Source organism: Nostoc sp. (assembly GCF_036917815.1).
GTDB lineage: Bacteria > Cyanobacteriota > Cyanobacteriia > Cyanobacteriales > Nostocaceae > Nostoc.
This window is the reverse complement of the sequence record NZ_JBALEK010000100.1, coordinates 58951-84046: the sequence shown is the minus strand read 5'-3', so window position 1 is coordinate 84046 and position 25096 is coordinate 58951. Positions and strand designations below refer to the sequence as shown.

Here is a 25096-nt window from a genome sequence, read left to right as displayed (position 1 = left end):
AAAAGATCCTATCTCACGCCAAAGCGCAAAGACTTTGAGAAAAACTCTGCGTCTTTGCGCTTCTTTGTTAAATTGTTATCTTACCCTATGATGCTACCTGAGCAGCAGTCCGAGTCCGCCGTCTTCTCCCATCAGCAACTTTTACAGGTGGCTCATCAGGAATTTGCATCAACAAAGTCACGGATGGCTGACATTGCAATTCCCGACGGATGGAACGTTGTAATTCTCGCTCTAAAGTACCTTGCAATCCACCCCAGTCTACATCTGCTGCTTCACCGCCAGGAGCAAATTCTGACCAGCGCACAGTGAGGATTTCTTCAATGCGTTGTTTTACCCAAGTTTGTAACAGCGATCGCTCTACACTTGTCACTACACCCCGGAGGTGAATTTCTGGTTTTGCCAACAGTTTACCATTCCAATCAATGGCAGCTGCGATCGTAATAATGCCTTCTGAAGCCATGCGTTGCCGTTCTTGCAGCACTTTAGCACTTACCATACCCGAACTAGTCGTATCCACCAATTCGATACCAGATGGCACTTTACCAGCGACGCGAATAGCATCTTCAGTCAGTTCGACAACATCACCATTCTGGATAATGATCATGTTTTCTCTAGGAATGCCCATACTCTGAGCCGTTTCTGCGTGCTTCACTAGCATTCTATGTTCGCCGTGAAATGGCACAAAAAACTTGGGTCGAGTTAAGGCAATCATCAGTTTTTGCTCTTCCTGACAGCCGTGACCGGAAACGTGAATTCCTTTATCCCGACCGTAGATTACTTTTGCCCCCTGAATCATCAACTTATCGATGGTGTTGACTACAGCGATGGTATTTCCGGGAATTGGGTTAGCAGAGAATACTACCGTATCTCCTTCGCGGATTTTAATGTGAGGATGTTCTTTGTTGGCAATGCGGGTCATTGCTGCCATCATTTCACCCTGAGAACCTGTAGTTAAGACTAAAACTTTTTCGTCAGGGAGATTGCGGACTGCGTGCAATGGTTGCAGCAGATTATCTTCACACTTGATATAACCTAAATTGCGGGCATGAGCAATCAAGTTCAGCATGGAACGCCCCACAACCGTTACTACACGATTCTGCTTCTTGGCGATATCCAAAATCATGTTGATGCGATGGACGCTAGAAGCAAAGGTAGTGACGAATAATCGCCCTGTCGCTTGACTAAATACTCTTTCTAGATTGGGATAAACTGAACGTTCTGAAGGTGTAAATCCTGGTATCTCGGCGTTAGTGGAATCACTTAGCAAACAAAGAACGCCCTTTTCACCATGTTCTGCTAACCGTTGCAAGTCAAACTTTTCACCATCTACTGGGGTATGGTCAATTTTAAAATCCCCTGTGTGAATGACTACACCAAGGGGAGTATGAATGGCAACGGTGAAACTATCAGCAATGGAGTGGGTGTTGCGGATATATTCAACTAAAAAGTTTTTGCCAATCCGCACCACATCACGTGGTAAAACTGTTCTGATTTCGGTGCGATCGCGGACTCCTGCTTCTTCTAATTTACCTTCTAGCATTGCCATTGCTAGCCTCGGTCCATAAATCACGGGGATATCAAATTGCTTAAGATGAAAAGCAATCCCGCCGATATGGTCTTCATGACCATGAGTAACGATCATCCCTTTAATTTTGTGGCGATTTTCCCGCAGATAGGTCGTATCTGGTAAAACAATATTTACTCCATGCATCGCCTCTGTGGGAAAAGCCAATCCTGCATCTAACAGGATAATTTCATCGTCATACTCAAAAAGACAGGTATTTTTACCAATTTCATGCAAACCGCCCAAAGGAATAATTTTCAAGGCGGAATTGTTAGCTTCGTTTTTAGCCATTTTCTCCTGAGATTGTTACTTGTGGTTAATTAAGTTGATAGTTAACGAACTTGTATTTAAGACAACATCATCTGTCTCTTAAGTTAGTCTGAAAGCAATCAAGTTTTAATTGAAGATTTCAATTTTTTATTCAATAAAATCGACTGTACATTCAAGGATTCATAGTATATCTATCAGTCCTAGCACAGGTTTTTAAATTGCAACTTATGAACAATTATGATCATTGTTTATATGTATCTTTGATCAGAAGCAGATTATCAGCGCTTAACTAGTTAGTGGCTAGATCAAACTAAGTTCTTTCAGAACCGCTTCTAACTTTTGACTGACTTCTACATCAGCTTCACATAGCGGCGGACGAGTTGAACCAACTTCCCAACCTTGAAGTTTCAGTGCTTTTTTCACTGGAATGGGATTTGAAGTGAGAAATAGGGCTTTAAACAACGGGAACAGTTGAAGATGAATGTCGCTGGCTACCTCAATTTTTCCGGCACTAAAAGCTTGGATCATCTGCTGTAGTTGGTTTCCTACCAGATGAGAAGCCACACTCACCACACCCTTTGCCCCGATCGCTAACAAGGGCAAAGTCATGTAATCATCACCAGAATAGATGTGAAATTCTTTTGGTGTCAAGCGACGAATTTCGCTTGCCTGATCTATACTACCAGTGGATTCTTTAATCCCGACAATATTGCTAACCTCAGCTAACCGGGCAACTGTTTCTGGCTGAAGGTTTTGTCCGGTACGACCTGGGACATTATATAACAACAAGGGTAAGTCGGGACAGGCTTGTGCTATCGCCTTAAAGTGCGCTTCCAATCCCGCTTGTGGCGGTTTGTTGTAATAAGGAACAACTTGTAAGGAACCATGTACTCCTATCTTAGACGCTTTTTCGGTGGCTGCGATCGCTTCTTTGGTGGAATTTGATCCACAACCCGCGATTACCTTGGCTTTTCCGGCCACGGACTGCAATACCTCGACAAACAACTGGTATTCCTCATCCCAACTTAGAGTCGGGGATTCTCCTGTTGTGCCACACATTACCAATGTATCTGTACCGTTGTTAGCTAGATGTGCCGCCAGTTCTGCCGCTACATCATAGTTGACACTACCATCTGCTTTAAATGGCGTAATCATCGCGGTTAAAACATTGCCAAAATCTCCCACCCTTTTTTCACTCCTGATTACCCATGTTTTTATATCTTGGTGGTTCTCTATTGTAATAACCTATCTGCAAACTACTTTCAACAGTGATTTGCACATTTGCTCTTTTCCATTAGTCCTTTATTTTAACTAATTACTAGCTTGAAACGTAAGCTTTAGAAGGTTTTAGTAGATTTTTCTCTACCAACAACTCGGCTATCTGTACTGCATTTAATGCTGCGCCTTTGCGGATTTGGTCGCCACATAACCATAATTCCAACCCACAAGGATGAGAAATATCCTGACGAATTCTCCCCACTAAAACTTCATCTTTACCTGTTGCTTCAATTGGCATCGGGAAATGATTAGTTTCCCAATCTTCGACCAATTTCACTCCAGGGGAGGAATTTAAAATTTTTCTGGCTTCCTCTGCACTAAAGGGAGTCTCAAATTCTAAATTAATGGCTTCTGAGTGGGCGCGGAGTACGGGAACCCGTATACAGGTTGCAGTTATTCTGATTTGCTGCGTGCCAAATATTTTTCGGGTTTCGTTGACCATTTTCATTTCTTCCTCACAATAACCCAAATCGTTTAATGGGGAGTTATGGGGGAATAAATTAAATGCCAATGGGTAAGGCAATATTTCGGCAACCGGTGACTGTCCTTGTAGTATAGCGCTTGTTTGGGTTTTGACTTCTGCCATTGCTCTAGCACCAGCACCACTAGCCGATTGGTAGGTTGCAGCGACGATGCGTTGCACTGGTTTAACTTTATGCAATGGCCAGACTGCCACAGCCATTAAAATTGTTGTGCAGTTGGGGTTAGCAATAATGCCTTGGTGATTTGCTGCGGCTTGGGGATTCACCTCTGGCACTACTAAGGGAACTTCCGGGTTCATCCGAAAGGCGCTGGAATTGTCAATTACCACTGCGCCCTTTTCGACGGCAATTGCTGCCCAAGTTTTGGATGTGGAACCACCTGCACTAGCCAGTACTATATCGACATTTTCAAAGGCGCGATCGCTAACTGGCTCTATTGGTATATTTTCCCCTTTAAACCGTAGCGATCGCCCGACACTCCGCTCTGATGCCAATAACTTCAAGTCAGCAACCGGGAAATTACGACTTTCTAATAATTCCAGCAACTCTGTGCCAACTGCACCAGTTGCTCCCAAAATAGCTAAACGATAGGATTTCGACAAACTTGCTTCCTCCTTTAAGAGACTTATCTGCAATTTCTTGGAACAATTAATAATTTATATAGTAAGTAGCGATCGAAGTTTTGAAATAGATTTTGAATAGGTTGAGATTTTTCTCTAATTTACTCTGTTTTTATATATTTAATACATTTATTTGCTTGGTTCTTTAATAAATTAAGTGATGTTGAATTTTACAACAATGGACATCCATTTATTTCATCGATTTTAACTATATTTTATTATACAACAAACTGCCATTTAGCAGAAAAATGAAGATATCTATATCTGCACTTAGACGTTTAACAGGCATCTCACCCATAAGGCAAGAAACGTCTTGGCTACAAAGTTGTTTACCAAGATGATGAATATACTAAGATCGAAATGCACAAAACCAGCAAAACACAGAACCTAGCGATGTGGTTAAGTAAAAGATGCGCTCCTGTACCATAACTTAATAATAGCTAGACTCAATACTATAACTTTAACTTGGGGGTACTAACCACTCGTTGAGAACCAGGATATCACGGCATTAGCCCACTGAATAATTAATTCCTAAGAGTGAGAGGGGAGTGGAGGAATAATGAGGGAGCAGGGGAAGATGCCCACTTGCCCTGAGCGGAGCCGTACCACTTCGTGGAAGCAAGCTACGCGTAGCGTCTCGTAGAGAAGGGATGCCCCATTAGCCAAATTGTTATGAAGGTAAAATGTCAAGTCCTTGGTAATTGGCAGTAAACTGGATCTTTGCCCTAGGACAAGCATTCATCCAAGGATGTCATCAGACCTTTTGGCAAACTCCCATTGCCCCTAAGAGACATCAAGCCATAAACGCAAACAATTATTTTATTGCGTCTTGTGTGTACTCGGAGTATAAAATACCAGAAAACTAGAGACAAAGCATGAAAGTCACCCAGGAAAAACTTCCCGCCAGCCAAATTGGCCTGGAAATAGAGATTACGCCGGAAATTACCAAGCAAACTTACGAACAGGTGATTAAGAACTTAGCGAGTACTGCCAATATTCCTGGGTTTCGTAAAGGCAAGGTACCTCGGCCGATATTACTACAACGGCTGGGTACAACTCGAATCAAGGCAGCAGCGCTGGAAGAACTAATTCAAGACGGCATTGAGCAAGCAGTTAAACAAGAAGCTATCCCGGCAATCGGTCAACCACAATTGCGCTCCTCCTTTGAGGATTTGATTAAGAATTATGAACCGGGAAAACCCCTGACGATTTCGGCGGCTGTCGATGTAGAACCAGAAGTGAATCTAGTGCAGTACACTGATTTGCAAGCTAAGGCTGAAGAAGTCAAGTTTGATCCAGAACGAGTAGAAAACACTCTGGATAAAGAACGTCAAGAATTGGCGACATTGATTCCTGTGGAAGGACGTGCAGCCCAAATCGGCGATATTGCCGTGGTCGATTTTAAAGGTTCATTCGCCAAAGTTGAGGGCGAGGACGAAACAGCCGAACTAGAACCGATTCCCGGAGCCGAAGCAACTGATTTTCAAGTTGAGTTGCAGGAAGATAAATTTATTCCCGGCTTTATTTCGGGAATAGTGGGGATGAATCCTGAAGAAACCAGAGAAATTGCGGCGCAGTTCCCAGATCCGTATGCTAATGAAGAATTAGCTGGAAAAGCGGCAACTTTCACCGTGACGCTCAAAGAAATCAAAGAAAAGGAACTACCAGAAATAAATGACGATTTCGCCCAGGAAATCAGCGATTTTGAAACTTTAGAGGAGTTACGCGCTTCTTTGGTAGAGCGATATCAAAAAGAGGCGGACGACAAAACAAAAAACAACAAGCAAGAAGCCTTGTTAACGGAACTACTCAAGCATGTAGAAGTTGACTTACCAGCAACCTTGATTGAGCAAGAAGTGGATGCAATGCTAACGCAAACAGCAATGCGGCTGTCTCAGCAAGGATTGGATGTCAGAAAGTTGTTTACTCAAGATATTATTCCTCAATTGCGGGAGCGATCGCGTACTGAAGCCATTGAACGCATCACGCGCTCCTTATCCTTGCGGGAAATCGGCAAACGCGAATCTATCGAGGTAACACCAGAAGAAATCGCAGCCAGAGTCACAGAACTTTTGCAAGAGTACCCAGAGGAACAAGACGTTGATGAAGATAAACTGCGGTCAATCGTGGAAAACGAACTGTTAACCGAAAAAATCATCGATTGGCTCTTAGAACACTCATCAGTTGAACTTGTACCGGAAGGTTCCTTGAGTCCCGCAGAGGAAACGGAAGACGCAGAAGTTGATGTTGATGCTGATGCACCTCAAACTGAGGAAGGAAACAGCGAAACTTCTACAGAAGTTACAGAAGGATAATAAAAAATCCCACAGCCATGAATTCACCAGTTCTGAGTTAAAGTACTGGTGAAATGGGTAAGGTAAGGGAGATGAGGAAGAAATCAATTCAAAATTCACGCATTCAAAATTCAAAATTAAACAACTTCTGCCTCCTCTTTCCCAATGCCCCATGACTCAGGGATTAAGTCAAAATAATTAATGAATTTTCGGCAAATAGTGACACACGTTATCGCCTGAGCTTGATACCGTGTTACACGAGAGGAAATTATATGAGGCATAATGGTTAATACGTAGCTTATACAAATTCCATTCGTTGAAAAGGCAGCATCCGTTGCTGAAACATTTGTCCTAAATTATCGTCAAATAAAGCTTGTATGCTTGAATCGCAGTCGGGAAATTCCCCAATCAGCAACTTAAGTCGAATAAACATTAACTCCCAGTTGAGCAGCCCTAGCAACATCGTGCCGATGGTGATAGAACAATCTGGTATGGGAGAAAGGGCTTTCGACATCTACTCCCGCCTGCTGCGAGAGCGGATTATCTTTTTAGGAACGCCAATAGATGATGCCGTAGCCAACTCAATTGTGGCTCAATTGCTATTCCTGGACGCCGAAGACTCAGAAAAAGACATCCAACTGTATGTTAATTCTCCTGGTGGCTCGGTCTACGCAGGGATGGCAATCTATGATACAATACAGCAAATTCGCCCTGATGTTGTTACCATTTGTTTTGGATTAGCCGCGAGCATGGGGGCGTTTTTGTTGACAGCAGGAGCTGCCGGTAAGCGAATGTCTCTGCCCGACTCCCGGATTATGATTCACCAACCACTTGGTGGCGCTCAAGGTCAAGCCATCGACATTGAAATTCAAGCCAGAGAAATTCTTTACGTTAAGGCTAAGTTGAATCAGTTAATGGCTCACCATACTGGTCAACCCTTAGAAAGACTTGAAGCAGATACTGAGCGCGACTTTTTTATGTCGGCTGAAGAGGCAAAAAACTACGGTTTGATTGATCAGGTCATTTCCAGGCAAAATCTTCCCGTAGCAGGGGAAAACGTCACCATTCTGAAATAAGAGGCTGGTATGGTTAAGTACGACTCCCATTTAAAATGTTCATTTTGTGGCAAGTCTCAAGAGCAGGTGCGTAAGTTAATCGCGGGGCCGGGAGTCTACATCTGCGATGAATGCGTTGACTTGTGTAATGAAATACTAGACGAGGAGTTGCTCGATACCAGTGGTGCGGCAGCACAACCAGCACCAAGAGCAGAGCCACCTCAAAAACGGCGTACCCACTCTGCTAGTATTTCGTTTAATCAAATACCCAAGCCAAGAGAGATTAAAAAGTATCTAGACGAACACGTCATTGGTCAGGACGAAGCGAAGAAAGTGCTGTCAGTAGCTGTTTACAATCACTACAAGCGGCTGGCAGTGATTCAGTCTAAAGCCAGTGGCAAACCTGGGGCAGATGATGCCATAGAACTGCAAAAGTCCAACATTTTGTTGATTGGCCCGACTGGTTGCGGCAAAACTCTCTTAGCGCAAACTCTAGCGAAAATCCTGGATGTGCCCTTTGCCGTCGCCGATGCGACAACGCTGACGGAAGCGGGGTATGTGGGAGAAGATGTAGAAAATATCTTGCTGCGACTGTTGCAGGTGGCAGATTTGGATATAGAGGAAGCGCAACGGGGAATTATTTACATTGACGAAATTGACAAAATTGCTCGTAAGAGCGAGAACACGTCAATTACCCGCGATGTTTCTGGCGAAGGCGTGCAGCAAGCCTTGCTGAAAATGTTAGAGGGAACGATCGCTAATGTACCACCTCAAGGAGGACGGAAGCATCCCTATCAAGACTGCATCCAGATTGATACAAGTAATATTTTGTTCGTCTGTGGTGGTGCCTTCGTGGGCTTAGACAAGATTGTAGATCAGAGAGTTGGCAAAAAAGCAATCGGCTTTGTGCAACCGGGAGAAGGTCAATCGAAGGAGAAACGAGCAGCAGACACTCTCCGTCATCTAGAACCGGATGATTTAGTGAAATTTGGCCTGATTCCAGAATTTATTGGGCGGATGCCAATGGTAGCAGTAGTAGATCCGCTAGATGAAGAAGCGCTGATGGCGATTCTCACCCAACCACGCAGTGCCTTAGTGAAGCAGTACCAAAAGCTGCTGAAAATGGATAATGTCCAGTTAGATTTTAAAGCAGATGCTTTACGAGCGATCGCTCAGGAAGCTTACCGCCGTAAAACTGGCGCGAGAGCATTACGTGGTATTGTCGAAGAATTGATGTTGGATGTAATGTATGAGTTACCATCCCGTAAGGATGTGACACGCTGTACAGTTACAAGGGAAATGGTCGAGAAGCGATCGACTGCTGAACTGATAATACATCCATCTTCACTACCGAAGCCAGAATCAGCGTAAATTAGTGCTGAGTAAAGTTAGGAGTGAAGAGTGGAGAATGAGTAATTAACTCAAAACTCCAGATTCAACAATTAAAAACTCCTAACTCCTAACTCTCAAAAATGCCTTATATTAATGTTCGTGGCGTTGAGCATTACTACGAATGGGTGAAAAAACCATCCAGTTTTCTGGTAAAACCAGTGATGGTTTTCATGCACGGTTGGGCTGGTTCGGCTAGGTATTGGCAAAATACTGCTGATGCTTTATCGGAGCAATTTGATTGTTTACTCTACGATTTGCGGGGATTTGGCCGTTCTCGTGGGAAGCCAACCATAACTCAAGCAAGTGAAGCTGTTGCTGAGTCTGAATCCCCCCAGGAAGAATTAGAGGCAATCAGAGAGTTAAGCTATGAATTAGAGGAATACGCTGATGATTTGGCAGCTTTGTTAGATGGGTTGCATATTCAGCGTGTCTACATCCATGCTCATTCAATGGGTGCTTCTGTTGCGACTTTATTTTTTAACCGCTACCCTCAACGAGTAGAACGAGGAATTTTAACTTGTAGCGGCGTTTTCGAGTACGATGAAAAATCCTTTAGTGCTTTTCATAAATTCGGTGGCTATGTAGTGAAATTCCGTCCCAAGTGGTTAAGCAAAATTCCCTTTGTTGACCGAATGTTTATGGCCAGATTTTTATATAGTTCTATCCCATATTCTGAGCGTCAAGCTTTTTTGCAAGATTTTCTCGAAGCAGATTACGATGCGGCTTTAGGGACAATTTTTACTTCAGTCAGTAAGGCTCAAGCTGAAGTGATGCCGTTTGAGTTTGCCAAGCTGACAGTGCCGACTCTACTCGTAGCGGGGGAGTATGACAAGATTATTCCAGCCGAGATGGGTCGTCAAGCAGCGTCATTGAGTGACAAAGTTGAATTTGCGATGATTCGCAACACAGCGCATTTCCCGATGTTGGAAGATGCACCAACTTATCTGCAACGGGTACAAGAGTTTTTGCAAATTAACACCCAACAACCGCAGGTGGGTTAACTTATTTTCGGATAGCCTGCACAAACTCGGCAACAGCGTCGTATTGGTCAGAATGTCCGATATATTGTAGCAACAAAGCCGGGTCTAAATTTGGTAAGAAACCACTACGGTTTACTTCTTCATATTCACCGGCCGCATTTAAACTGAATATCTTTATCTGGTTAGATTTCCAGAACCAAACTTCAGGCACTTTCTTGGGTTTGTATAACTCTTTTCGATTAATGGTGCCACTAGTAACAATAACTTCAATCACAATGTCTGGCGTTTCTTTATTGCTACCAATGCAGTAAGATTCATCTGGTGTACCAGAAGCATACCCAGGTTCTTCCAGAGTAAAACTACCAAGACCGTAGAACCGGATTCCCAACTCTCTCATGTAGGCTTCTAGCAAGTAGCTGAGAGTTCTTTTTACGTACTCATGTTTTTCACCGATGGGCGACATAATTTCTAATATTCCTGACAAATAAGAGAGTCGGACATTGCGTTTGTCCTTTAGATGTGCCTCAATACCTTTGAATTCCTCCCAAGAAACATCTGCGACGGTCACTAATTTTTCTTGTATGGGATAGTCCAGAAGTGGGATGCTCATATATATCGCCTCTCAACAGTTTCTTTACTGGATACTTGATAAGTAGTAGCTGAATTAAATAGATGTATTTACCCTGTTGGTTGTATTTCCACAATCATAATCCTGAGTTATTTGTTAGGTGTGTCCGTCTATGTCCGTCTATGCCATTCTTAGCATCTCTTCACCACGTTTAGGTTAACTTAAACCCAGTTCTCGTTTTAGCAAGTTAATCGAGTTAGTGCCGATATAATTTTCAACCTTAATCAGTTTTGGTGGACGAATAATATCTTCATCGGCTGCTTGTACAGCTGCTTGCACTGCCGCAAAACTGGCTTGATCGCTGATGATTACCTCAGCTCGTTTAACCATTGCCTGAAGTTTATAAGCATCTTTTGGTTGCGAAGTCATCACCAGTAGTTCATCCCCCCGCAAGCCGTGGAGGATGACTTCTGCGGCTCGTGCAATCCCCGAACTGAGGCTAACTATCCCAACACAGTTTTCTTTTGGTAGGGTTTTCAAGAGACTGAGTTCTTTGCTGTAGTCGTAGATATCTAGAGGAATTACCCGTGCAGCTTTGGGAGCGGCGATCGCTTCCACATTACTGATAAAATACCGACTGGTGACTACTGTGGCAGAGGTAGTTTTATCTAGGACTGCTGTTAATTCTTCCATTGCTACCAACTGGACTGGGATTTTTAGCGATCGTTCTAATTCATACACCATCAACTCCCCAGCACCCATGTCATAAGATGGAACTGCAACCAGTACCCGCGCACTACAACGCAAACGCCAGTCAATTTCTGCTAAAAATAGCTCTCTGGCTTGATTCAGTGAACATCCTTGGGTGAGCAGATCGTCAAGTGCTTTTTGGACAACTTGATATGTATCAGGATTTTGTTTGAGAATTGGTGATTGCAACCTGCTACCGCCCTCATGACCTTGGGGACGAACATAAATTCCCGAACCAGCCATACTTTCAACAAATCCGTCTTCCTCCAGTTGACGGTAAACTTTGCTAATGGTATTACGGTGTAATCCCGTTTGCATTGCCAGCGCCCGTGTGCTTGGCAATTTGTAAGCAGGGGGATATTGTCGGGAAGCGATCGCAAACCGGATTTGATTAAACAGCTGGGTTGATGCGGGAATTTCGCTGTCTGGCTGAATACGGAATTGAATCATCAGCAAACCTCCTGAATACTGAGCGGGGAGTGGGGAGTTGGGAGTGGGGAGTATTAAGTGTTGCTTGCCTACTCAGCACTATTTTGGTGTCCAGATGTATTTACTACATACTGAATATGTTATTTACATATAAAGTTGTTCTGATACAAGTTTTTAATGCGCTCATTATTGGTAATTGATAATTTAATTGGAAAAACCTGGACATACTGGCATAGTTATATCAAATAAACACACGGTTAATCACACAGCACTGGTAAAAATTATTATGACAGAGCAAGCAATAATTACCACAACAGTTAATCTTTTGCAAGATAATATTCAAGTGTCTGCTTATGTAGCCCAGCCAAAAGCATCTGGCTCTTACCCAGGAGTGGTAGTATTGCAGGAGATTTTTGGTATCAACGTTCACATTCGGGAGGTTACAGAACGGATTGCCAAACTTGGGTATGTAGCGATCGCACCGGCACTTTTTCAACGGATTGCTCCTGGCTTTGAAACCGGATACACACCCGAAGATATGGAAACGGGCAGAAACTACGCTATGCAAACTCAAGCTTCAGAGTTATTGAGCGATGTTCAATTAGCAATTGACTACCTCAAAAATCTGCCTCAAGTGAAAAAAGATGGTTTTGGCTGTATTGGCTTCTGCTTTGGTGGTCACGTTGCATATCTTGCAGCCACCTTGCCAGACATTAAAGCTACGGCTTCCTTCTATGGTGCTGGAGTTACTACCCGCACACCGGGAGGTGGCAATCCTACTGTCACCCGCACCAAAGAAATAACAGGTACTCTCTATGCCTTCTTTGGTATAGAAGATGCTAGCATCCCACCCGAACAAGTAGATGAGATTGAAGCAGAGTTAGAAAAATATAAAATTCCTCATCGTCTGTTTCGCTACGATGGAGCTGATCACGGATTTTTCTGTGACCATCGTGGCAGTTATAATCCTAAAGCTGCGGCTGATGCTTGGGAGCAAGTGAAACAACTCTTTAGTAAACTGAACTGAAGCACACACAGCCAAGTTTGCCATTGGTCATTGGTCATTAGTCATTAGCGCTCTTTTATTACTCTCGTCAGATTAAATTTGAAACCCTATTTTGGCGTTAGTCCGCGCAGGCGGACTTTGCTTGTGTAGCCGCGATTTCTAATCGCTTGGATTATTCTCTCTCCAGAGTCATAGAAGAGCGTTAGTGAATAATAAATGACTAATGACTAATAACAATCTAAACTTCAGTTGCACCAGATCAAATAACAATTAATCTTCAAAAGTCATGAATTCCGAATCGAAACTTTCTCAAACAGCCAATTCGTCCTTTACAATGGATGATTTTGCCAAAGCACTAGAAAAACACGACTACCAGTTTCAAAAGGGACAGGTTGTACATGGCAAAGTGTTTCAACTTGACCATGATGGAGCTTATGTTGATATTGGTGGCAAGTCGTCAGCTTTTCTACCGCGCGATGAGGCTTCTTTGAGAGCAGTTACCGATTTATCGGAAGTGCTGCCATTGCAAGAGGAAATGAAGTTTTTGATTATTCGAGATCAGGATGCAGAAGGCCAAGTCACCCTTTCTCGAAAGCAGTTGGAAATTCAGCACATCTGGGAACGATTGGCCGAAATGCAGGAAAACGCTCAGACTGTGCAAGTAAGGGTTATGGGCGTGAATAAAGGTGGTGTTACCGTCGATATTCTTTCTTTGCGGGGATTTATTCCGCGATCGCACCTGTCCGAGCGTGATAATTTAGAAGCACTTAAAGGTCAAAATCTGACCGTGGGTTTTTTGGAAATTAATCGCAACACCAATAAACTCATCCTTTCCCAGCGTTTAGCAACTCGTTCTAGCAACTTCAGCTTATTAGAACTAGGTCAACTAGTAGAAGGTAAAGTTACTGGCATCAAACCTTTTGGTGTATTTGTCGATTTAAGTGGAATGAGCGCCTTACTTCATATCAAGCAGGTAAGCCAGAAATTTATTGATTCTTTAGAAAAAGTATTTCAAGTTGGTCAGCCAATTAAAGCTGTAATTATTGACTTGGATGAAGGTAAAGGGCGGGTTGCTCTTTCTACCAGAGTTTTGGAAAACTACCCTGGTGAAGTGCTAGAGAATATGGATGAAGTCATGGCTTCGGCAGAGGCGCGTGCTAATAGAGCTAATAACAAAGCATCTGAGTAGTTTTGAGATCGGCTGCTTGCACAAAGCGTTTAAATCCCGATCTGAAACAATTTTGAATTGTTAATACTCCCCCTGCATCTACAAAGATGTGGGGGGATTGTAAATTGGGAAAACTTTTCCCAGACTTCTTTCTAGCCTCTGGCTGGAAATGCTACTCATGGCGGTTCTGCCGCCAGCAAGGGAGGCGGAGCCTCCAGAACGGCATTCCCAGTCGGAGACTGGGAACGAGACAATCTAAAAGCTGGTTCTAGGAAGGTTTTCACGTTAAGTTGACACCAATGGCAAGATGCCCACCCCACAAGAAGTAGTTGAGTATTTTTTTTTGGGAGTCCGTAGAGTCGAATTTAATAAGCAAAAGCAGCTTTTACTTTCTCATTTCGGTGTTTTCAGCAAGCAGAATGGCATTTGACTTACTCAAAAGGTGTGTTTGTTTTCTCATTTCGGTATTTTCAGCAAGCAAAATGGTATTTGACTTACTCAAAAGGTCTCTTTGCTTTCTCATTTCGGTGTTTTCCGCAAGCAGAATGCCATTTGACTACTCAATATGCTTGATTGCTGACTCATTCCAGTAATTCACACACTGGTGACAATTATCCTTTTAAGATTACTTTTCTCTATCCTTATCTAATGCTTCCTCGATCGCACGACGGCAAAATTCTGGAGGATCATCCTTGGTGGATAATTCTTCCTTCATAGTCTTGGTAATGCGTAGGTTAATCCTCTCTGTTAATGACTCTTCTCTATTTGATTTAATTGGTTGTAAATTTTGTGGGTTCCCTTTAGGATTAGGCATTATTGAGAAATATGAACAAGGCTTGATTTACTTGGTGCCAAAACAATAGATTGTTTTTTAGTGGTTGCGACAACTTGCCGGAAGTACAACCACCAATATCCAATTTCAAAAATGGACACTTCTATTTTATGTTCACGCGTTCCGAACTTGAAATCAAGACTATTAAAGAATTACGCGACTTGTGTCGTAGATACGGCATTAAACCAACTGGGAATGCAGGATACAAAACCTCATACATCGTTACTCTGATGGCATTTCCATTTTTAGCACTGCAACAAATGAAGCAAGGTAAAGGGTTAAAATTCCCTAACTTTAACGCCATTCAGATAATCAGTTCTGCTATAGAGGAGATGAATTCACCCACAGATGAACAAGCAGCACTAATTAGGATAACGCTGGAGGGCAGGAAAATGAGCTATCCTGACCGATACGACCAAGAGAACCTGCTGAACTTGCATAAGGCTAAGATGTCGCTTGAACAAGCTATTAACTTGTTGAGCCAGTAAAATCATGTCCGCATAATTTAGTTATGATTCCCACAGTCATGACACCCCACTCCTTAATCCCCTCCCCGCTCTTCGGGAGGGGAGACGAAGCGTAGCTTTGGCGGGGTGGGGTTCTTCGGGTTCAATAAGTAATCAAGCGGATATGATATAAAACTAATCCCATTACCCTATCCCCCACATCTTTAATAGATGTGGGGGATAATTTTTAGAGTATTAAAATAAATAAGGTGTGACCTATTGGCTTAGTATGCTCATATTTCTGTTTAAGTATTGCTCAAGGGATTTTGAGCATATATCGAGCATTTCGAGAATTATAAACGCTGTAACTATTCAATTTAGGTATTTATATGTTTCTAGTAACTGGAGCAACGGGAGGAATTGGTCGTAGAGTTGTGCGACTCCTACGACAACGAGAACGAGAACAATCTGTGCGGGCATTTGTCCGCCTTACCTCGCGCTACAGCGAGTTAGAACATCGGGGTGCAGAAATCTTCATCGGTGACTTGCTAGAGGAAAAAGATATCCAGAAAGCTAGTCGGGGTGTGCGGTATATTATCAGCGCCCACGGTTCTGATCGCGATGCCCTATCTTTAGATTACCGCGCCAATATTGAATTAATAGACCAGGCGAAAGTTAATGGCGTAGAGCATTTTGTCTTCATTTCCGTACTGGGAGCCGATCGCGGATATGAAGACGCTCCGGTATTCAAAGCCAAACGAGCCGTAGAGCGATATTTAGCAGCTAGTGGCTTAAATTACACTATTTTACGCCCATCTGGATTAGCATCTAACTTGCTGCCACTGGTAGAACGATTTCGGGAAACGGGATTGTATCTGTTAATTGGCGATCGCAAAAACCGTACCTCAATTGTCAGTACCGATGATTTGGCAAGGATAGTAGTGGATTCTGTGACAGTTGAAGGCGCTCGCAACCAGATTTTACCCGTGGGAGGACCGGAGATTTTATTACGAGAAGATATTCCTCGGATTTTTGGTCGGATCTTCACCAAAGAGCCAGTAATAATTAACTCACCACTATTTGTCATTGATGGCTTACAGAGTGCATTGGGTTTATTTAATCCCCAAATTCAAAAAGCTTTGGGAACTTATCGCACATTGCTAGCAAATGAATTTTTCTGTACAAAAGATGAAATTGCCAATTTAGAGGCGATTTATAACTTCCAGTTGGAGACATTAGAAAACTTTTTGCGGCGCTATCTAGCAGTTTGACTGGGGAGTGGGGAGTAGGGAGTGGGGAGTAGGGTGAAGAAGAAACAATATAAACCTCGTCCATTTTGAAAGAGAGGAGTAGTGCGGGCATCTTGCCCGCTACTAGCACCAGGGAGCAAGATGCTCCCACTACTTTTAAAAACTATGGTTCTCAAAATTAATGTGGTTTAAATAACAAGCCATTCCCCATTCCTTACTCCCCATTCCCCGCTCCCCATTCCCCATTCCTTACTCCCCACTCCAAAATTCCTATGAAATCTTCCCTAGCTGCAAATGCTGCTCAATCACGTCAGACAAAAGAGCGATTCGCCCAACCAGAGGAACAACTCACTTATGAGTTGGGGAAGGCGGTACAGGAATTGCCACCCCTGTACACTAGATTATTAGCGGGAACGATGAGCGTCATTGTATTTGGGACGATCGCCTGGGCGTACTTCTCGCAAATAGATGAAGTAGCAACAGCACCAGGGGAATTAATTGCTTCCACACAGGTAAGACCGGTGACATCCTTGGGTGGAGGGTCAATTGTCGCCGTCAAAGTTAAAGAAGGCGATCGCGTTACTAAAGGTCAAGTTCTGATTCAAAAAGATCCAGACTTGAAAATAACTGATGTTTCCCGCCTAGCCAAATCTAGTAGATTGATTCAGGACGACTTGCAACGTTTGGATGCAGAACGCACCGGAGGCAAAACTGCTGGAACAAAATTGCAAGATGAACTTTTAAACTCCCGCCTGCAAGACTTCCGAGCGCGTCAAGCGGCGGCGGAAGCAGAAGCAAATCGCCAAATAGCACTCATCGCTCAAGCCAAAGTCCGCTTGACTCGATTGCAAGACAACTTAATTAATGCCAAAAGCAGCGTTGCCAATGCCAAAACCAACCTTGTCAACGCCGATAGCATTCGGATTAAAATTGAAAGCAATTTAGTACTTGCACAAGAAAGAGAAAAAAGCCTACGCACCCTAATTACTCCTGGCGCTGTACCTCGTGTGGATTACTTGGATGCCCAAGAAAAATTAACTCGTGCAAAGACAGAAATCACCAGAGCGCAAGATGAAGTGACCAATGCCCATAATAAAATAACAGAGGCTCAAGATAAAGTCACATCATTAGAAAAAGATATTGCTGCCCAAGTCCAAGAAATTCGCCAAGCAGAACAAGCTTACAACGGTGTCCGCAGTCAAGCCCAGCGTGTAGCATCAGAACGCCAAAGCGAAATTTTGACGCAGTTTAACAAGCGTAAAGAAGAACTGACAACTGTTCAAGGTCAATTAGAGCAGGCGAGGAAGCAGCAAGCTTTGGAAACCATCGAGGCTCCCTTTGCCGGTACGATTTACAGAGTCAAAGCCACCAAAGGCCCAGTACAATCGGGTGAAGAATTGGTCTCAATTTTGCCGGAAGGTGAAGAAATGCTCCTAGAGGTGAAAGTCCTCAACCGCGATATTGGCTTTATTCGTCAAGGAATGAAGGCAAAAGTTAAAATGGCAACTTTCCCCTTCCAGGAATTTGGCATTGTGGAGGGCGAAGTCATGCAAATCAGTCCGAATGCAGTTGTTGATAAAGAATTAGGCTTAGTTTTTCCGACAAGAATTAAGCTCAGTAAGCATTCCGTCAACGTCCGGGGTCAAGAAGTAGAATTTACCCCAGGGATGACTGCTACAGGTGAAATTGTCACTCGTAAAAAGTCAATTTTGACGTTTATTACTGAGCCTGTAACACGGCGGTTCAATGAGGCATTTTCAGTGAGGTAAGTCTGTAGTCTCTGTTGTTTTGATTCTAGTTCAAAGGCGATGTCTCGGTTGGGCTACACCTACTTACCGCACACAAAACGTAGGGGTTTAGCATTATGCTCATAGGTGTCAACTTAAGCCAAAACCCTTTTAAAACCTCGTTCCCAGCCTCTGGCTGGGAATGCTCGTCATTGCGGCTCTGCCGCAAGTCTTGAGGCGGAGCCTCACATCAGGCATTCCCAGTCAAAGACTGGGAACGAGACAAGTAACGTACACAAAATTTAGGGGTAAAGCACAATGCTAAACCCCTACATTCATTAACGATAGATGAGCGATCGCTACCTAATCTTCCTAAACAAAAGAAAAATTAAACTTGAATTACATAGTAGTAGTCTGCATCGCTATTCACATTATAGTTACCGGATGTATAAAATTTTGATTTTTTAACACCGGAGCCGGGAGGATCAAAGTTTTGATTCCAAGCTTCAAACCCGATAATACTACCTTTATCATCTCTGAGGTAGCCAGCAAAAATTGCTGCGTGTTTATTTTTTCCATTACTGGTTTCATAAGCTGTACCGTTAGAACCATTAAATGTAGCTATTGCAGTACCAACTGTCACATTTCCACTGGTGATAATATTTGCACCTTTTTTCCATTGATAGGTTGTTGCATTACTACCCGTCATTTTCTTAACTAAACTTACGCATTCTCCAAGATAATAAACCAGTAGTATAATCCCTGACTGTTCTTGTGTCAGGTTGGTATTGCGAAGGGTCGAATAACGTTTCACCCTCTGATGCCAAAAGCCCCTGCGAACTCAATCCTGTCAAATGTGTTGGGAAAGTATTTCCCAAACCAATTCCTTCTAACCCAGAAATAGAATGCTGAATATCCTGATTGCTACCTAGAGTTAGCCCATCCATTGCCATTTATCCTTTGTAGATACTTAATTGCCAATATGTACTATTTTTGTATTTTTCTTACATAAATTCTATGATATTAGTACGTAAAAATATTACAAATTTACGTTAAAGTACTTAGGAAGTCATGGTGTGAATACGGGTATTATTGCAAATAAAAAAATGCAAGGGTTGGGGGTTAGGTCTATACTCGATAGCGATTAGGTAAAGATTGTTAGCAAGAATTATAAGAATGTAGAGATGCGAAATTTCGCATCTCTACAAAGTTTTGAGGTTGGTTAATTTTATTAATCGAGCAGTATTAGCTCTGTGCAAATCGCTATAATTTTCAAGCGATACCCAAGAATTTTCTATACTGTTCCATTTGTTTTGGGATTCCATCTAGGAATTTGCCAACATCAAGATTATTCTCATCCTCATTGCTATCTACATTGACGCTGCCCAGAATTTTCTCATCGTTTTGGAATTGCGATCGCAATTCTGAATTGACTAATCCGTTATTACCTTCATCTGATGTCAGATACTTTTTCATTTCTGCGTAGGCGTAGCCCGTCGTAGACATCGCCTGACCGATCACAAGACTAAAATCAGAATTATTCCAACTAGCGATGGTCTCTGGTGCTAAATATTTAGCCGTTTCTGCGTAGGCGTAGCCCGTCGTAGACATCGCCTGACCCATCAGAGAACCAAAATCGGAACTGTTAAAATTAGAAACTGTCTGTGATGTCAGATAATTTGCAGTCTCTCCATAGATGCGTAACAGATTACCATCAGACATTACCTGCCTTGCCAGAGAACTGACATTGGAAAGATTAAAACTAGAGATTGTAGTTTGTGTATTATTTCCTGCTGTGTCTGCAATCACCTGACTAGCGATAGAACTGACATTAGAAATATTTAAACTAGAGGTTGTAGTTTGTGTACTATTTCCGGCGGTTTCTGTGACAATTTGACGTACTTGGGCATCAGTCAGGTTGTGGTTAGCACTAAGCATCAGGGCAACTACACCAGCAACGTGGGGAGCAGCCATAGAAGTGCCGCTATAAGTGGCATATTGATTATTCGGAACTGATGAATAGATATTGACCCCTGGGGCTGTAACATAAGAGATTTCATTGGTTCCAGAGCGGTTGGAGAAGTCCGCCATGTTATTATTACTATCTACTGCCCCAACAGCAATTCCCGACTTGGATGCATAGCGGGCAGGATAGGCTGGTGATGAGCTACCATCGTTACCTGCTGCCATGACAACAATTACTCCTTTGCTGCTGGCATAGTTAATGGCTGACTCTAAAGTACGATTGGAAGATCCGCCTCCTAAACTGAGGTTAATCACATTAGCTCCATTATCCACAGCATAGCGAATGCCCTTAGCGATGGAAATGTAGGAACCGGAGCCAGAGTCATCTAAAACTTTGACGGGCATAATTTTGGCATCGTAGGCAATACCAGTGACACCGTAGTTATTATTTTCTCCTGCGATCGTCCCAGAAACATGAGTGCCATGACCGTTGTCATCTAGGACATTATTATTATTGTCAACAAAGTTCCAGCCGTGGATATCGTTAGCATAGCCATTGCCATCATTATCTTTAGCATTGCCAGCAATTTCCTTGGGATTCGTCCAGATATTATCTTTTAAATCCTCGTGGTTGTAGTCAACTCCAGTATCTACAACAGCGACAACAACGCCTTTACCAGTGTATCCCTGTGCCCAAGCTTCCGGTGCTTTAATAAGGTCTGCTCCCCAATTATTGCCGCCAAGATCGGGAACATCAGCAAAGGTATTCTTACCAGTAGCTTTAGCCACTGCTGCTGCTGCATTAATTAAGCCATAGCCATTAGTTGAGTTATAATTTTGAGTCGTAAAAGCAGTAGCAGTAGCGTTACTACTATTTTCGGAGTCAGCATTATTTAGTAACTGCACATCAGCATCGGCTGAGTTGTAGCTACTACGTCCGCCGAGGTTGAGGCTGTAGTCATCCTTCGTGTTAAAACTATTTAATGAAGAGATAGAAGTTACATTAAGCTGTTTATTTGACAATACATTGTTATTAGTATCATCATTGATCATAAGTTTTTTTCAAAGATAACAATGGTTTTTTGACAGAACGAAGCGTTAAAATCTTTAGAAGAAAAAGATTTTAATGTGTGAATAAGCTCCATTGTCAATAATTACTATGTAATCTCAGAACAAAATGCTAATTAGATTACCAAAAAACCTTTTGACAAGTGTGATTTTTATTAAGAGTAAATTACTGAAGTGATTCTTAAATCTTTGGGGTGTATTATTATATGTATCCCTAAACTGCGTTAAAAAATATTTCAATTATATTTGTTTACATAGTTTGCAACTCAATTCAAATGGCGAATAGAGCATAACTCCATTCGCCAAAAGCTATTCTTGAGATGTGAAGTAGGCAGAAGCTAAAAGCTAGCTAGTTAAATCAAATGTTTGCTTGCTGCCGTTGATATAATGACCAATACAAACCCTTTTGTTGCAACAACTCTGAGTGAGTACCACGTTCGGCAATCACCCCTTGCTCCAACACCAAAATCAAATCAGCACGTTTGAGGGGGGCAAAACGGTGAGCAATCAAAAACACAGTACGATTAGCGGAAATTTTTTGCAGGTTTTGCAGTACTTGTTGTTCCGTTTCACTATCCAAAGCGCTGGTAGCTTCATCTAAAACTAAAATCGGCGCTTGGGAAAGAAATAGCCTTGCTAGGGCAATACGTTGTCTCTGTCCACCAGATAAAGCGGTACCGCGTTCACCAACATTGGTTTCGTAACCGTAGGGTAATTGACTGATGAAGTCGTGGGCTACTGCTAACCTTGCCGCCTCTACTACTTGCTCTGCGGTAATATCGGGAGTACCAAGAGTGATATTTTCCAGAATGGAACCGTTGAATAAAAAGTCTTCTTGGAGAACTACGCTAACTTGTTGCCGCAGTGAGGCTAAATCCGCACTTTTAATATCAAAACCATCAATGAGGATGCGTCCTGATTCAATTTGATAGAGGCGTTGCAATAGCTTAGACAGGGTACTTTTCCCAGAACCACTACGTCCAACAATGCCAACAAATTGCCCTGGTTCGGCATTGAAGGATATTCCCCGCAAAATTGCTTCAAAGTTGGGACGGTAGCGGAAAAATACTTGCTCGAAGGTGACTTGTCCTTTCAAGGGTGGTAAAACTAGGCCAGTTCCCAGTTCGGCTTCTGGGGGGACGTTGAGAATATCACCAATGCGATCTACAGAAAGTAGCACTTGTTGGAGGTTTTGCCACAACTGCACTAAGCGCAAAAGTGGGCCGGTGACTCTACCAGACAGCATTTGAAAGGCAACTAGCTGTCCGATTGTGAGCTTTTGTTCAATGACTAACTTCGCGCCAAACCAGAGAATCAGCATGGTAGACAAATTGGTGAGAAAGTCACCAATGTTGCTGCTGATATTGGAGGTAGTAGAGGCTTTAAAACCTGTGCGAATGAAGCGGGCAAATAAGCCTTCCCAGCGATCGCGGGCTACTGGTTCGGCTGCATGGGCTTTAACGGAGTGAATTGCGGTAATTGTCTCGACGAGAAACGATTGACTATCAGCAGAACGGTTAAAAGTTTCGTTGAGCCAGTTACGTAGAATTGGGGTTGCAACTATCGTCAAAGTTGCAAATAGCGGCAGTACTGCTAAGGCGACAAAGGTGAGTGGGACGTTATAGTAAAACATCAATGCCAGGTACACCACAGTAAAAATGCTATCTAGAATTACTGTTAATGCTGTACCTGTGAGAAACTGACGAATTTGTTCGAGTTCTTGGACTCGTGCTACTGTGTCTCCGACGCGCCGCGACTCAAAATAAGCTAATGGCAGACGCATCAGATGGCGAAATAGCTGTGCTGATAAACTCAAATCCAGACGACGAGCTGTATGGGTAAAGATGAATAGGCGCAGAATGCCCAGTATAGACTCAAATACGGCGACGCATAAAAGGGCGATCGCCATCACATCGAGAGTCGGCAAACTCCCCTGCACCATCACTTTATCAATGACAACTTGCGTAATTAGCGGTGTTGTTAACCCCAAAAGCTGCAAGGTAAAAGATGCTAACAATACTTCTGTTAGTAATCCCTTATACTTCCAAACTGCTGGAGTGAACCAATTGAGGTTAAATTTTTCTTGCTGAGATACGAGTTCTGCTTGCCACAATTTTCCATCCCAGGATGCCTCAACTATCGACTGCGGCAAGCTTTCACAAGTCCGTTCGGGATTTAGAGGGTTAGCGATAATTAAGCGATCGCCTTTAACTCCATAAGCCACCACCCACGATGGACTCTGGGATGAGTCAGAATTCCACAGCAATAAAGCTGGAAATGACAACTGTCGCAACTCACCCCAACTAACTTGTAACCGTCGTAAGACTAACCCTAACTTTTCTGCTGCTTCCACAACCTGTTTTGGGCGTTGTCCTCTGAGTTGGCGCTGCACCCATTCCAGTTGCACAGAATTTTCTAACTGTTGTGCCACCATTGTTAAACAAGCCGCAGCAGTGTTCCAGCTAGCAACAAATGGATAATTTGAGATGATCGGGTTGGCGGCTGGGAGTCCTCTTTGGGGTTGGAGGCTGTGGGGGCTGGAAGTACCCTCAGAGGCTGGCAGTAGTCCAGGAGTGGAAGAGAAGGAAAATATCTCTCTTTCTCCCTTCATCTCTACTGGTAACACTTGCCAGAACTCCTGAATTTGTGGGTGAGAAAATTCTGCCCACAGCGCACTATCCCAACAAATTACTATCACTTCTTTACTAGCAGCTACAGCTTTAACATCCGCAGACAGCTTTTGTAAGTCACCAAACCAATCCCCCACATCTAGGGCGGCTATTGGTTTGCTAATGCCCTCCTCTCGCAAGCGGACTTTCCCAGCCACAATTAAGAATTGATAACCGCCGACATCGTTTGACCAGATTTTTTCTCCAAGACGATATTGACGGGTTTCGGACTCATTTTCTAATTGGGATTGTTGTTCGGGAGTCAGCCAGCATAGCGGCGGCTGATTCCAAGGCAAAGAAGCTAGCACTTTTAATCGTAAAGATTCATTATCCAGAATTTTTAACTCACTTGTAATTTGACTGTCAGTTTTTGAATTTTCTCTGCTAGCCATTTCTCAAATAACTCATTTTGTAGTGCTTGCTTTAGTTGAGTATCTTCTAAAGACGCTGGCAGAAATTGTTCTACTCGAAACAAACCATAAGGTCCTTCTCCTTGGGGAGAGTCTTTGCCAACGATTTCTATTGGCCCTACCAATTGTCCTGGACTGGCCACATCAATAGCTGCCCGTAATACATCTGGCATACTGCCTCGGCTGACGATTCCCATCATGCCGTTCACAATTCGGTCCTCTGAAAGTGAATACTCTTTAGCTAGTTGCTCAAAACTACCTCCTTCTTCAATTTGGGTGTGTAGTTCATCTGCCAATTCTCGATTATCAACAACAATCCGAGAAAGTACTACCCGATCCAAAAAAATTTTGCGTTCAATAAAATATTCTTGGAGTTTTGTTTCCGTTACTACAGCTTTTAGCTTTTCTAACTTGTAACCAAAAGTAACCGATGTGTGAAAGGTAGCGTAATCTGTGTTATTAGTCTTTAACCATTCTTGGAAACTTTGGGGGTCAGTGAGTTGATTTTTCAGTCTAAAGTCAATAATTGCCTGTTCAGTTATCCCTGTACCAATTTCAATATCGTCTCGTGTGCGGATTTCTGACTCAAGTACGTACTGGCGGAGAATATCGCCAATGAACTGTCCCAGTTTTCCAGAGGCTTGCAGGTACTTTACTGCTGACTGAATAGAAATTATTTGGTCATTAATTGTCAAAAATGATAAAGATTCCATGAATTAATTATGTGAAAATGGTTAAACACTTATAGGACTTTTAAATTAAATCATATAGAAATCATCTGGTCATTGATGGATAAATATGATAAAGATTCCATGAACTAATTACATCTAGATGGTCAAAAAATTATATAGCTAGTAAATAATATAATTTCCC

General features: G+C 42.8%; 20 protein-coding genes. 9 read left to right on the top strand and 11 right to left on the bottom strand.

What is annotated here, in order from left to right; genetic code table 11:
* Positions 1-85: 85 nt before the first annotated feature.
* From V7K97_RS30180 to V7K97_RS30170, 3 genes are all read right to left on the bottom strand, one after another.
* Entirely contained in the window at positions 86-1855 is a 1770-nt protein-coding gene (locus tag V7K97_RS30180; protein ID WP_334804648.1) for a ribonuclease J, read from the bottom strand.
* 279 nt (positions 1856-2134) lie between these two features.
* Positions 2135-3019 carry a 4-hydroxy-tetrahydrodipicolinate synthase gene (dapA, locus tag V7K97_RS30175; protein WP_334775690.1) on the bottom strand — a complete coding sequence of 295 codons (885 nt, stop codon included), beginning with the start codon at positions 3017-3019 and terminating at the stop codon, positions 2135-2137.
* A gap of 133 nt (positions 3020-3152) precedes the next feature.
* A complete protein-coding gene (locus V7K97_RS30170) occupies positions 3153-4196 on the bottom strand; it encodes an aspartate-semialdehyde dehydrogenase (RefSeq protein WP_334804647.1) in 1044 nt (347 codons plus the stop codon).
* Positions 4197-5089: 893 nt separating this feature from the next.
* On the opposite strand from V7K97_RS30170, the gene tig reads away from it, so the two are divergent.
* The 4 genes from tig to V7K97_RS30150 all read left to right on the top strand — a co-directional run bounded on the left by tig (position 5090) and on the right by V7K97_RS30150 (position 9956).
* Positions 5090-6529 (top strand): trigger factor, encoded by a 1440-nt coding sequence (tig, locus tag V7K97_RS30165; RefSeq protein WP_334804646.1) that lies wholly within the window; start codon positions 5090-5092, stop codon positions 6527-6529.
* A gap of 356 nt (positions 6530-6885) precedes the next feature.
* On the top strand, positions 6886-7584 hold the full coding sequence (gene clpP, locus V7K97_RS30160; RefSeq protein WP_069071412.1) for an ATP-dependent Clp endopeptidase proteolytic subunit ClpP: 699 nt from the start codon (positions 6886-6888) through the stop codon (positions 7582-7584).
* A 9-nt stretch (positions 7585-7593) separates the two neighbouring features.
* The gene (gene clpX / locus V7K97_RS30155) at positions 7594-8934 is read left to right on the top strand and encodes an ATP-dependent protease ATP-binding subunit ClpX (RefSeq protein WP_334804645.1); all 1341 of its coding nucleotides are present in this window, start codon (positions 7594-7596) and stop codon (positions 8932-8934) included.
* 101 nt (positions 8935-9035) lie between these two features.
* Positions 9036-9956: an alpha/beta fold hydrolase gene (locus V7K97_RS30150; RefSeq protein WP_334804644.1), complete on the top strand. Its 921-nt coding sequence runs from the start codon at positions 9036-9038 to the stop codon at positions 9954-9956.
* A 1-nt stretch (position 9957) separates the two neighbouring features.
* Here V7K97_RS30150 and V7K97_RS30145 read toward each other — a convergent pair whose 3' ends face one another.
* Together V7K97_RS30145 and V7K97_RS30140 are read right to left on the bottom strand one after the other, a co-directional pair.
* Positions 9958-10545 carry a Uma2 family endonuclease gene (locus V7K97_RS30145; RefSeq protein WP_334804643.1) on the bottom strand — a complete coding sequence of 196 codons (588 nt, stop codon included), beginning with the start codon at positions 10543-10545 and terminating at the stop codon, positions 9958-9960.
* Positions 10546-10719: 174 nt separating this feature from the next.
* Positions 10720-11703 carry a GntR family transcriptional regulator gene (locus tag V7K97_RS30140; RefSeq protein WP_334804642.1) on the bottom strand — a complete coding sequence of 328 codons (984 nt, stop codon included), beginning with the start codon at positions 11701-11703 and terminating at the stop codon, positions 10720-10722.
* A gap of 265 nt (positions 11704-11968) precedes the next feature.
* Between V7K97_RS30140 and V7K97_RS30135 the strand changes: the two genes are divergently transcribed.
* Together V7K97_RS30135 and V7K97_RS30130 are read left to right on the top strand one after the other, a co-directional pair.
* Positions 11969-12709, top strand: coding sequence for a dienelactone hydrolase family protein (locus tag V7K97_RS30135; RefSeq protein ID WP_334804641.1), 741 nt, complete (start codon positions 11969-11971; stop codon positions 12707-12709).
* Between the two features lie 265 nt (positions 12710-12974).
* Positions 12975-13877: a S1 RNA-binding domain-containing protein gene (locus V7K97_RS30130; RefSeq protein ID WP_334804640.1), complete on the top strand. Its 903-nt coding sequence runs from the start codon at positions 12975-12977 to the stop codon at positions 13875-13877.
* A 604-nt stretch (positions 13878-14481) separates the two neighbouring features.
* Here V7K97_RS30130 and V7K97_RS30125 read toward each other — a convergent pair.
* Positions 14482-14670 carry a hypothetical protein gene (locus tag V7K97_RS30125; RefSeq protein WP_334804639.1) on the bottom strand — a complete coding sequence of 63 codons (189 nt, stop codon included), beginning with the start codon at positions 14668-14670 and terminating at the stop codon, positions 14482-14484.
* A 128-nt stretch (positions 14671-14798) separates the two neighbouring features.
* Between V7K97_RS30125 and V7K97_RS30120 the strand changes: the two genes are divergently transcribed.
* The 3 genes from V7K97_RS30120 (at position 14799) to V7K97_RS30110 (ending at position 18153) form a co-directional block, all read left to right on the top strand.
* Entirely contained in the window at positions 14799-15176 is a 378-nt protein-coding gene (locus V7K97_RS30120; RefSeq protein WP_334782711.1) for a hypothetical protein, read from the top strand.
* A gap of 347 nt (positions 15177-15523) precedes the next feature.
* Entirely contained in the window at positions 15524-16405 is an 882-nt protein-coding gene (locus V7K97_RS30115; RefSeq protein ID WP_334804638.1) for an SDR family oxidoreductase, read from the top strand.
* 251 nt (positions 16406-16656) lie between these two features.
* Entirely contained in the window at positions 16657-18153 is a 1497-nt protein-coding gene (locus tag V7K97_RS30110; protein WP_334804637.1) for an HlyD family efflux transporter periplasmic adaptor subunit, read from the top strand.
* A gap of 346 nt (positions 18154-18499) precedes the next feature.
* On the opposite strand, the gene V7K97_RS30105 is transcribed toward V7K97_RS30110, so the two are convergent.
* The 5 genes from V7K97_RS30105 to V7K97_RS30085 all read right to left on the bottom strand — a co-directional run bounded on the left by V7K97_RS30105 (position 18500) and on the right by V7K97_RS30085 (position 24936).
* Positions 18500-18820 carry a BPSL0067 family protein gene (locus V7K97_RS30105; protein ID WP_334804636.1) on the bottom strand — a complete coding sequence of 107 codons (321 nt, stop codon included), beginning with the start codon at positions 18818-18820 and terminating at the stop codon, positions 18500-18502.
* Positions 18821-18824: 4 nt separating this feature from the next.
* Entirely contained in the window at positions 18825-19058 is a 234-nt protein-coding gene (locus tag V7K97_RS30100; protein ID WP_334804635.1) for a hypothetical protein, read from the bottom strand.
* Between the two features lie 325 nt (positions 19059-19383).
* Complete coding sequence (locus V7K97_RS30095) at positions 19384-21129, bottom strand: S8 family peptidase (protein WP_334804634.1); 1746 nt, start codon at positions 21127-21129, stop codon at positions 19384-19386.
* A 373-nt stretch (positions 21130-21502) separates the two neighbouring features.
* Positions 21503-24205 (bottom strand): type I secretion system permease/ATPase, encoded by a 2703-nt coding sequence (locus V7K97_RS30090; RefSeq protein ID WP_334804633.1) that lies wholly within the window; start codon positions 24203-24205, stop codon positions 21503-21505.
* On the bottom strand, positions 24154-24936 hold the full coding sequence (locus V7K97_RS30085; protein ID WP_334804632.1) for a peptidylprolyl isomerase: 783 nt from the start codon (positions 24934-24936) through the stop codon (positions 24154-24156). The genes V7K97_RS30090 and V7K97_RS30085 overlap by 52 nt, the downstream gene beginning before the upstream one ends.
* Positions 24937-25096: the final 160 nt, after the last annotated feature.

What these genes read in the sequence shown, in the direction of transcription:
- V7K97_RS30180 (WP_334804648.1), bottom strand. Translation starts at nt 1,855, where the DNA reads ATGGCTAAAAACGAAGCTAACAATTCCGCCTTGAAAATTATTCCTTTG.
- tig (WP_334804646.1), top strand. Translation starts at nt 5,090, where the DNA reads ATGAAAGTCACCCAGGAAAAACTTCCCGCCAGCCAAATTGGCCTGGAA.
- clpP (WP_069071412.1), top strand. Translation starts at nt 6,886, where the DNA reads ATGCTTGAATCGCAGTCGGGAAATTCCCCAATCAGCAACTTAAGTCGA.
- clpX (WP_334804645.1), top strand. Translation starts at nt 7,594, where the DNA reads ATGGTTAAGTACGACTCCCATTTAAAATGTTCATTTTGTGGCAAGTCT.
- V7K97_RS30150 (WP_334804644.1), top strand. Translation starts at nt 9,036, where the DNA reads ATGCCTTATATTAATGTTCGTGGCGTTGAGCATTACTACGAATGGGTG.
- V7K97_RS30145 (WP_334804643.1), bottom strand. Translation starts at nt 10,545, where the DNA reads ATGAGCATCCCACTTCTGGACTATCCCATACAAGAAAAATTAGTGACC.
- V7K97_RS30140 (WP_334804642.1), bottom strand. Translation starts at nt 11,703, where the DNA reads ATGATTCAATTCCGTATTCAGCCAGACAGCGAAATTCCCGCATCAACC.
- V7K97_RS30135 (WP_334804641.1), top strand. Translation starts at nt 11,969, where the DNA reads ATGACAGAGCAAGCAATAATTACCACAACAGTTAATCTTTTGCAAGAT.
- V7K97_RS30130 (WP_334804640.1), top strand. Translation starts at nt 12,975, where the DNA reads ATGAATTCCGAATCGAAACTTTCTCAAACAGCCAATTCGTCCTTTACA.
- V7K97_RS30125 (WP_334804639.1), bottom strand. Translation starts at nt 14,670, where the DNA reads ATGCCTAATCCTAAAGGGAACCCACAAAATTTACAACCAATTAAATCA.
- V7K97_RS30120 (WP_334782711.1), top strand. Translation starts at nt 14,799, where the DNA reads ATGTTCACGCGTTCCGAACTTGAAATCAAGACTATTAAAGAATTACGC.
- V7K97_RS30115 (WP_334804638.1), top strand. Translation starts at nt 15,524, where the DNA reads ATGTTTCTAGTAACTGGAGCAACGGGAGGAATTGGTCGTAGAGTTGTG.
- V7K97_RS30110 (WP_334804637.1), top strand. Translation starts at nt 16,657, where the DNA reads ATGAAATCTTCCCTAGCTGCAAATGCTGCTCAATCACGTCAGACAAAA.
- V7K97_RS30105 (WP_334804636.1), bottom strand. Translation starts at nt 18,820, where the DNA reads ATGACGGGTAGTAATGCAACAACCTATCAATGGAAAAAAGGTGCAAAT.
- V7K97_RS30100 (WP_334804635.1), bottom strand. Translation starts at nt 19,058, where the DNA reads ATGGATGGGCTAACTCTAGGTAGCAATCAGGATATTCAGCATTCTATT.
- V7K97_RS30095 (WP_334804634.1), bottom strand. Translation starts at nt 21,129, where the DNA reads ATGATCAATGATGATACTAATAACAATGTATTGTCAAATAAACAGCTT.
- V7K97_RS30090 (WP_334804633.1), bottom strand. Translation starts at nt 24,205, where the DNA reads ATGGCTAGCAGAGAAAATTCAAAAACTGACAGTCAAATTACAAGTGAG.
- V7K97_RS30085 (WP_334804632.1), bottom strand. Translation starts at nt 24,936, where the DNA reads ATGGAATCTTTATCATTTTTGACAATTAATGACCAAATAATTTCTATT.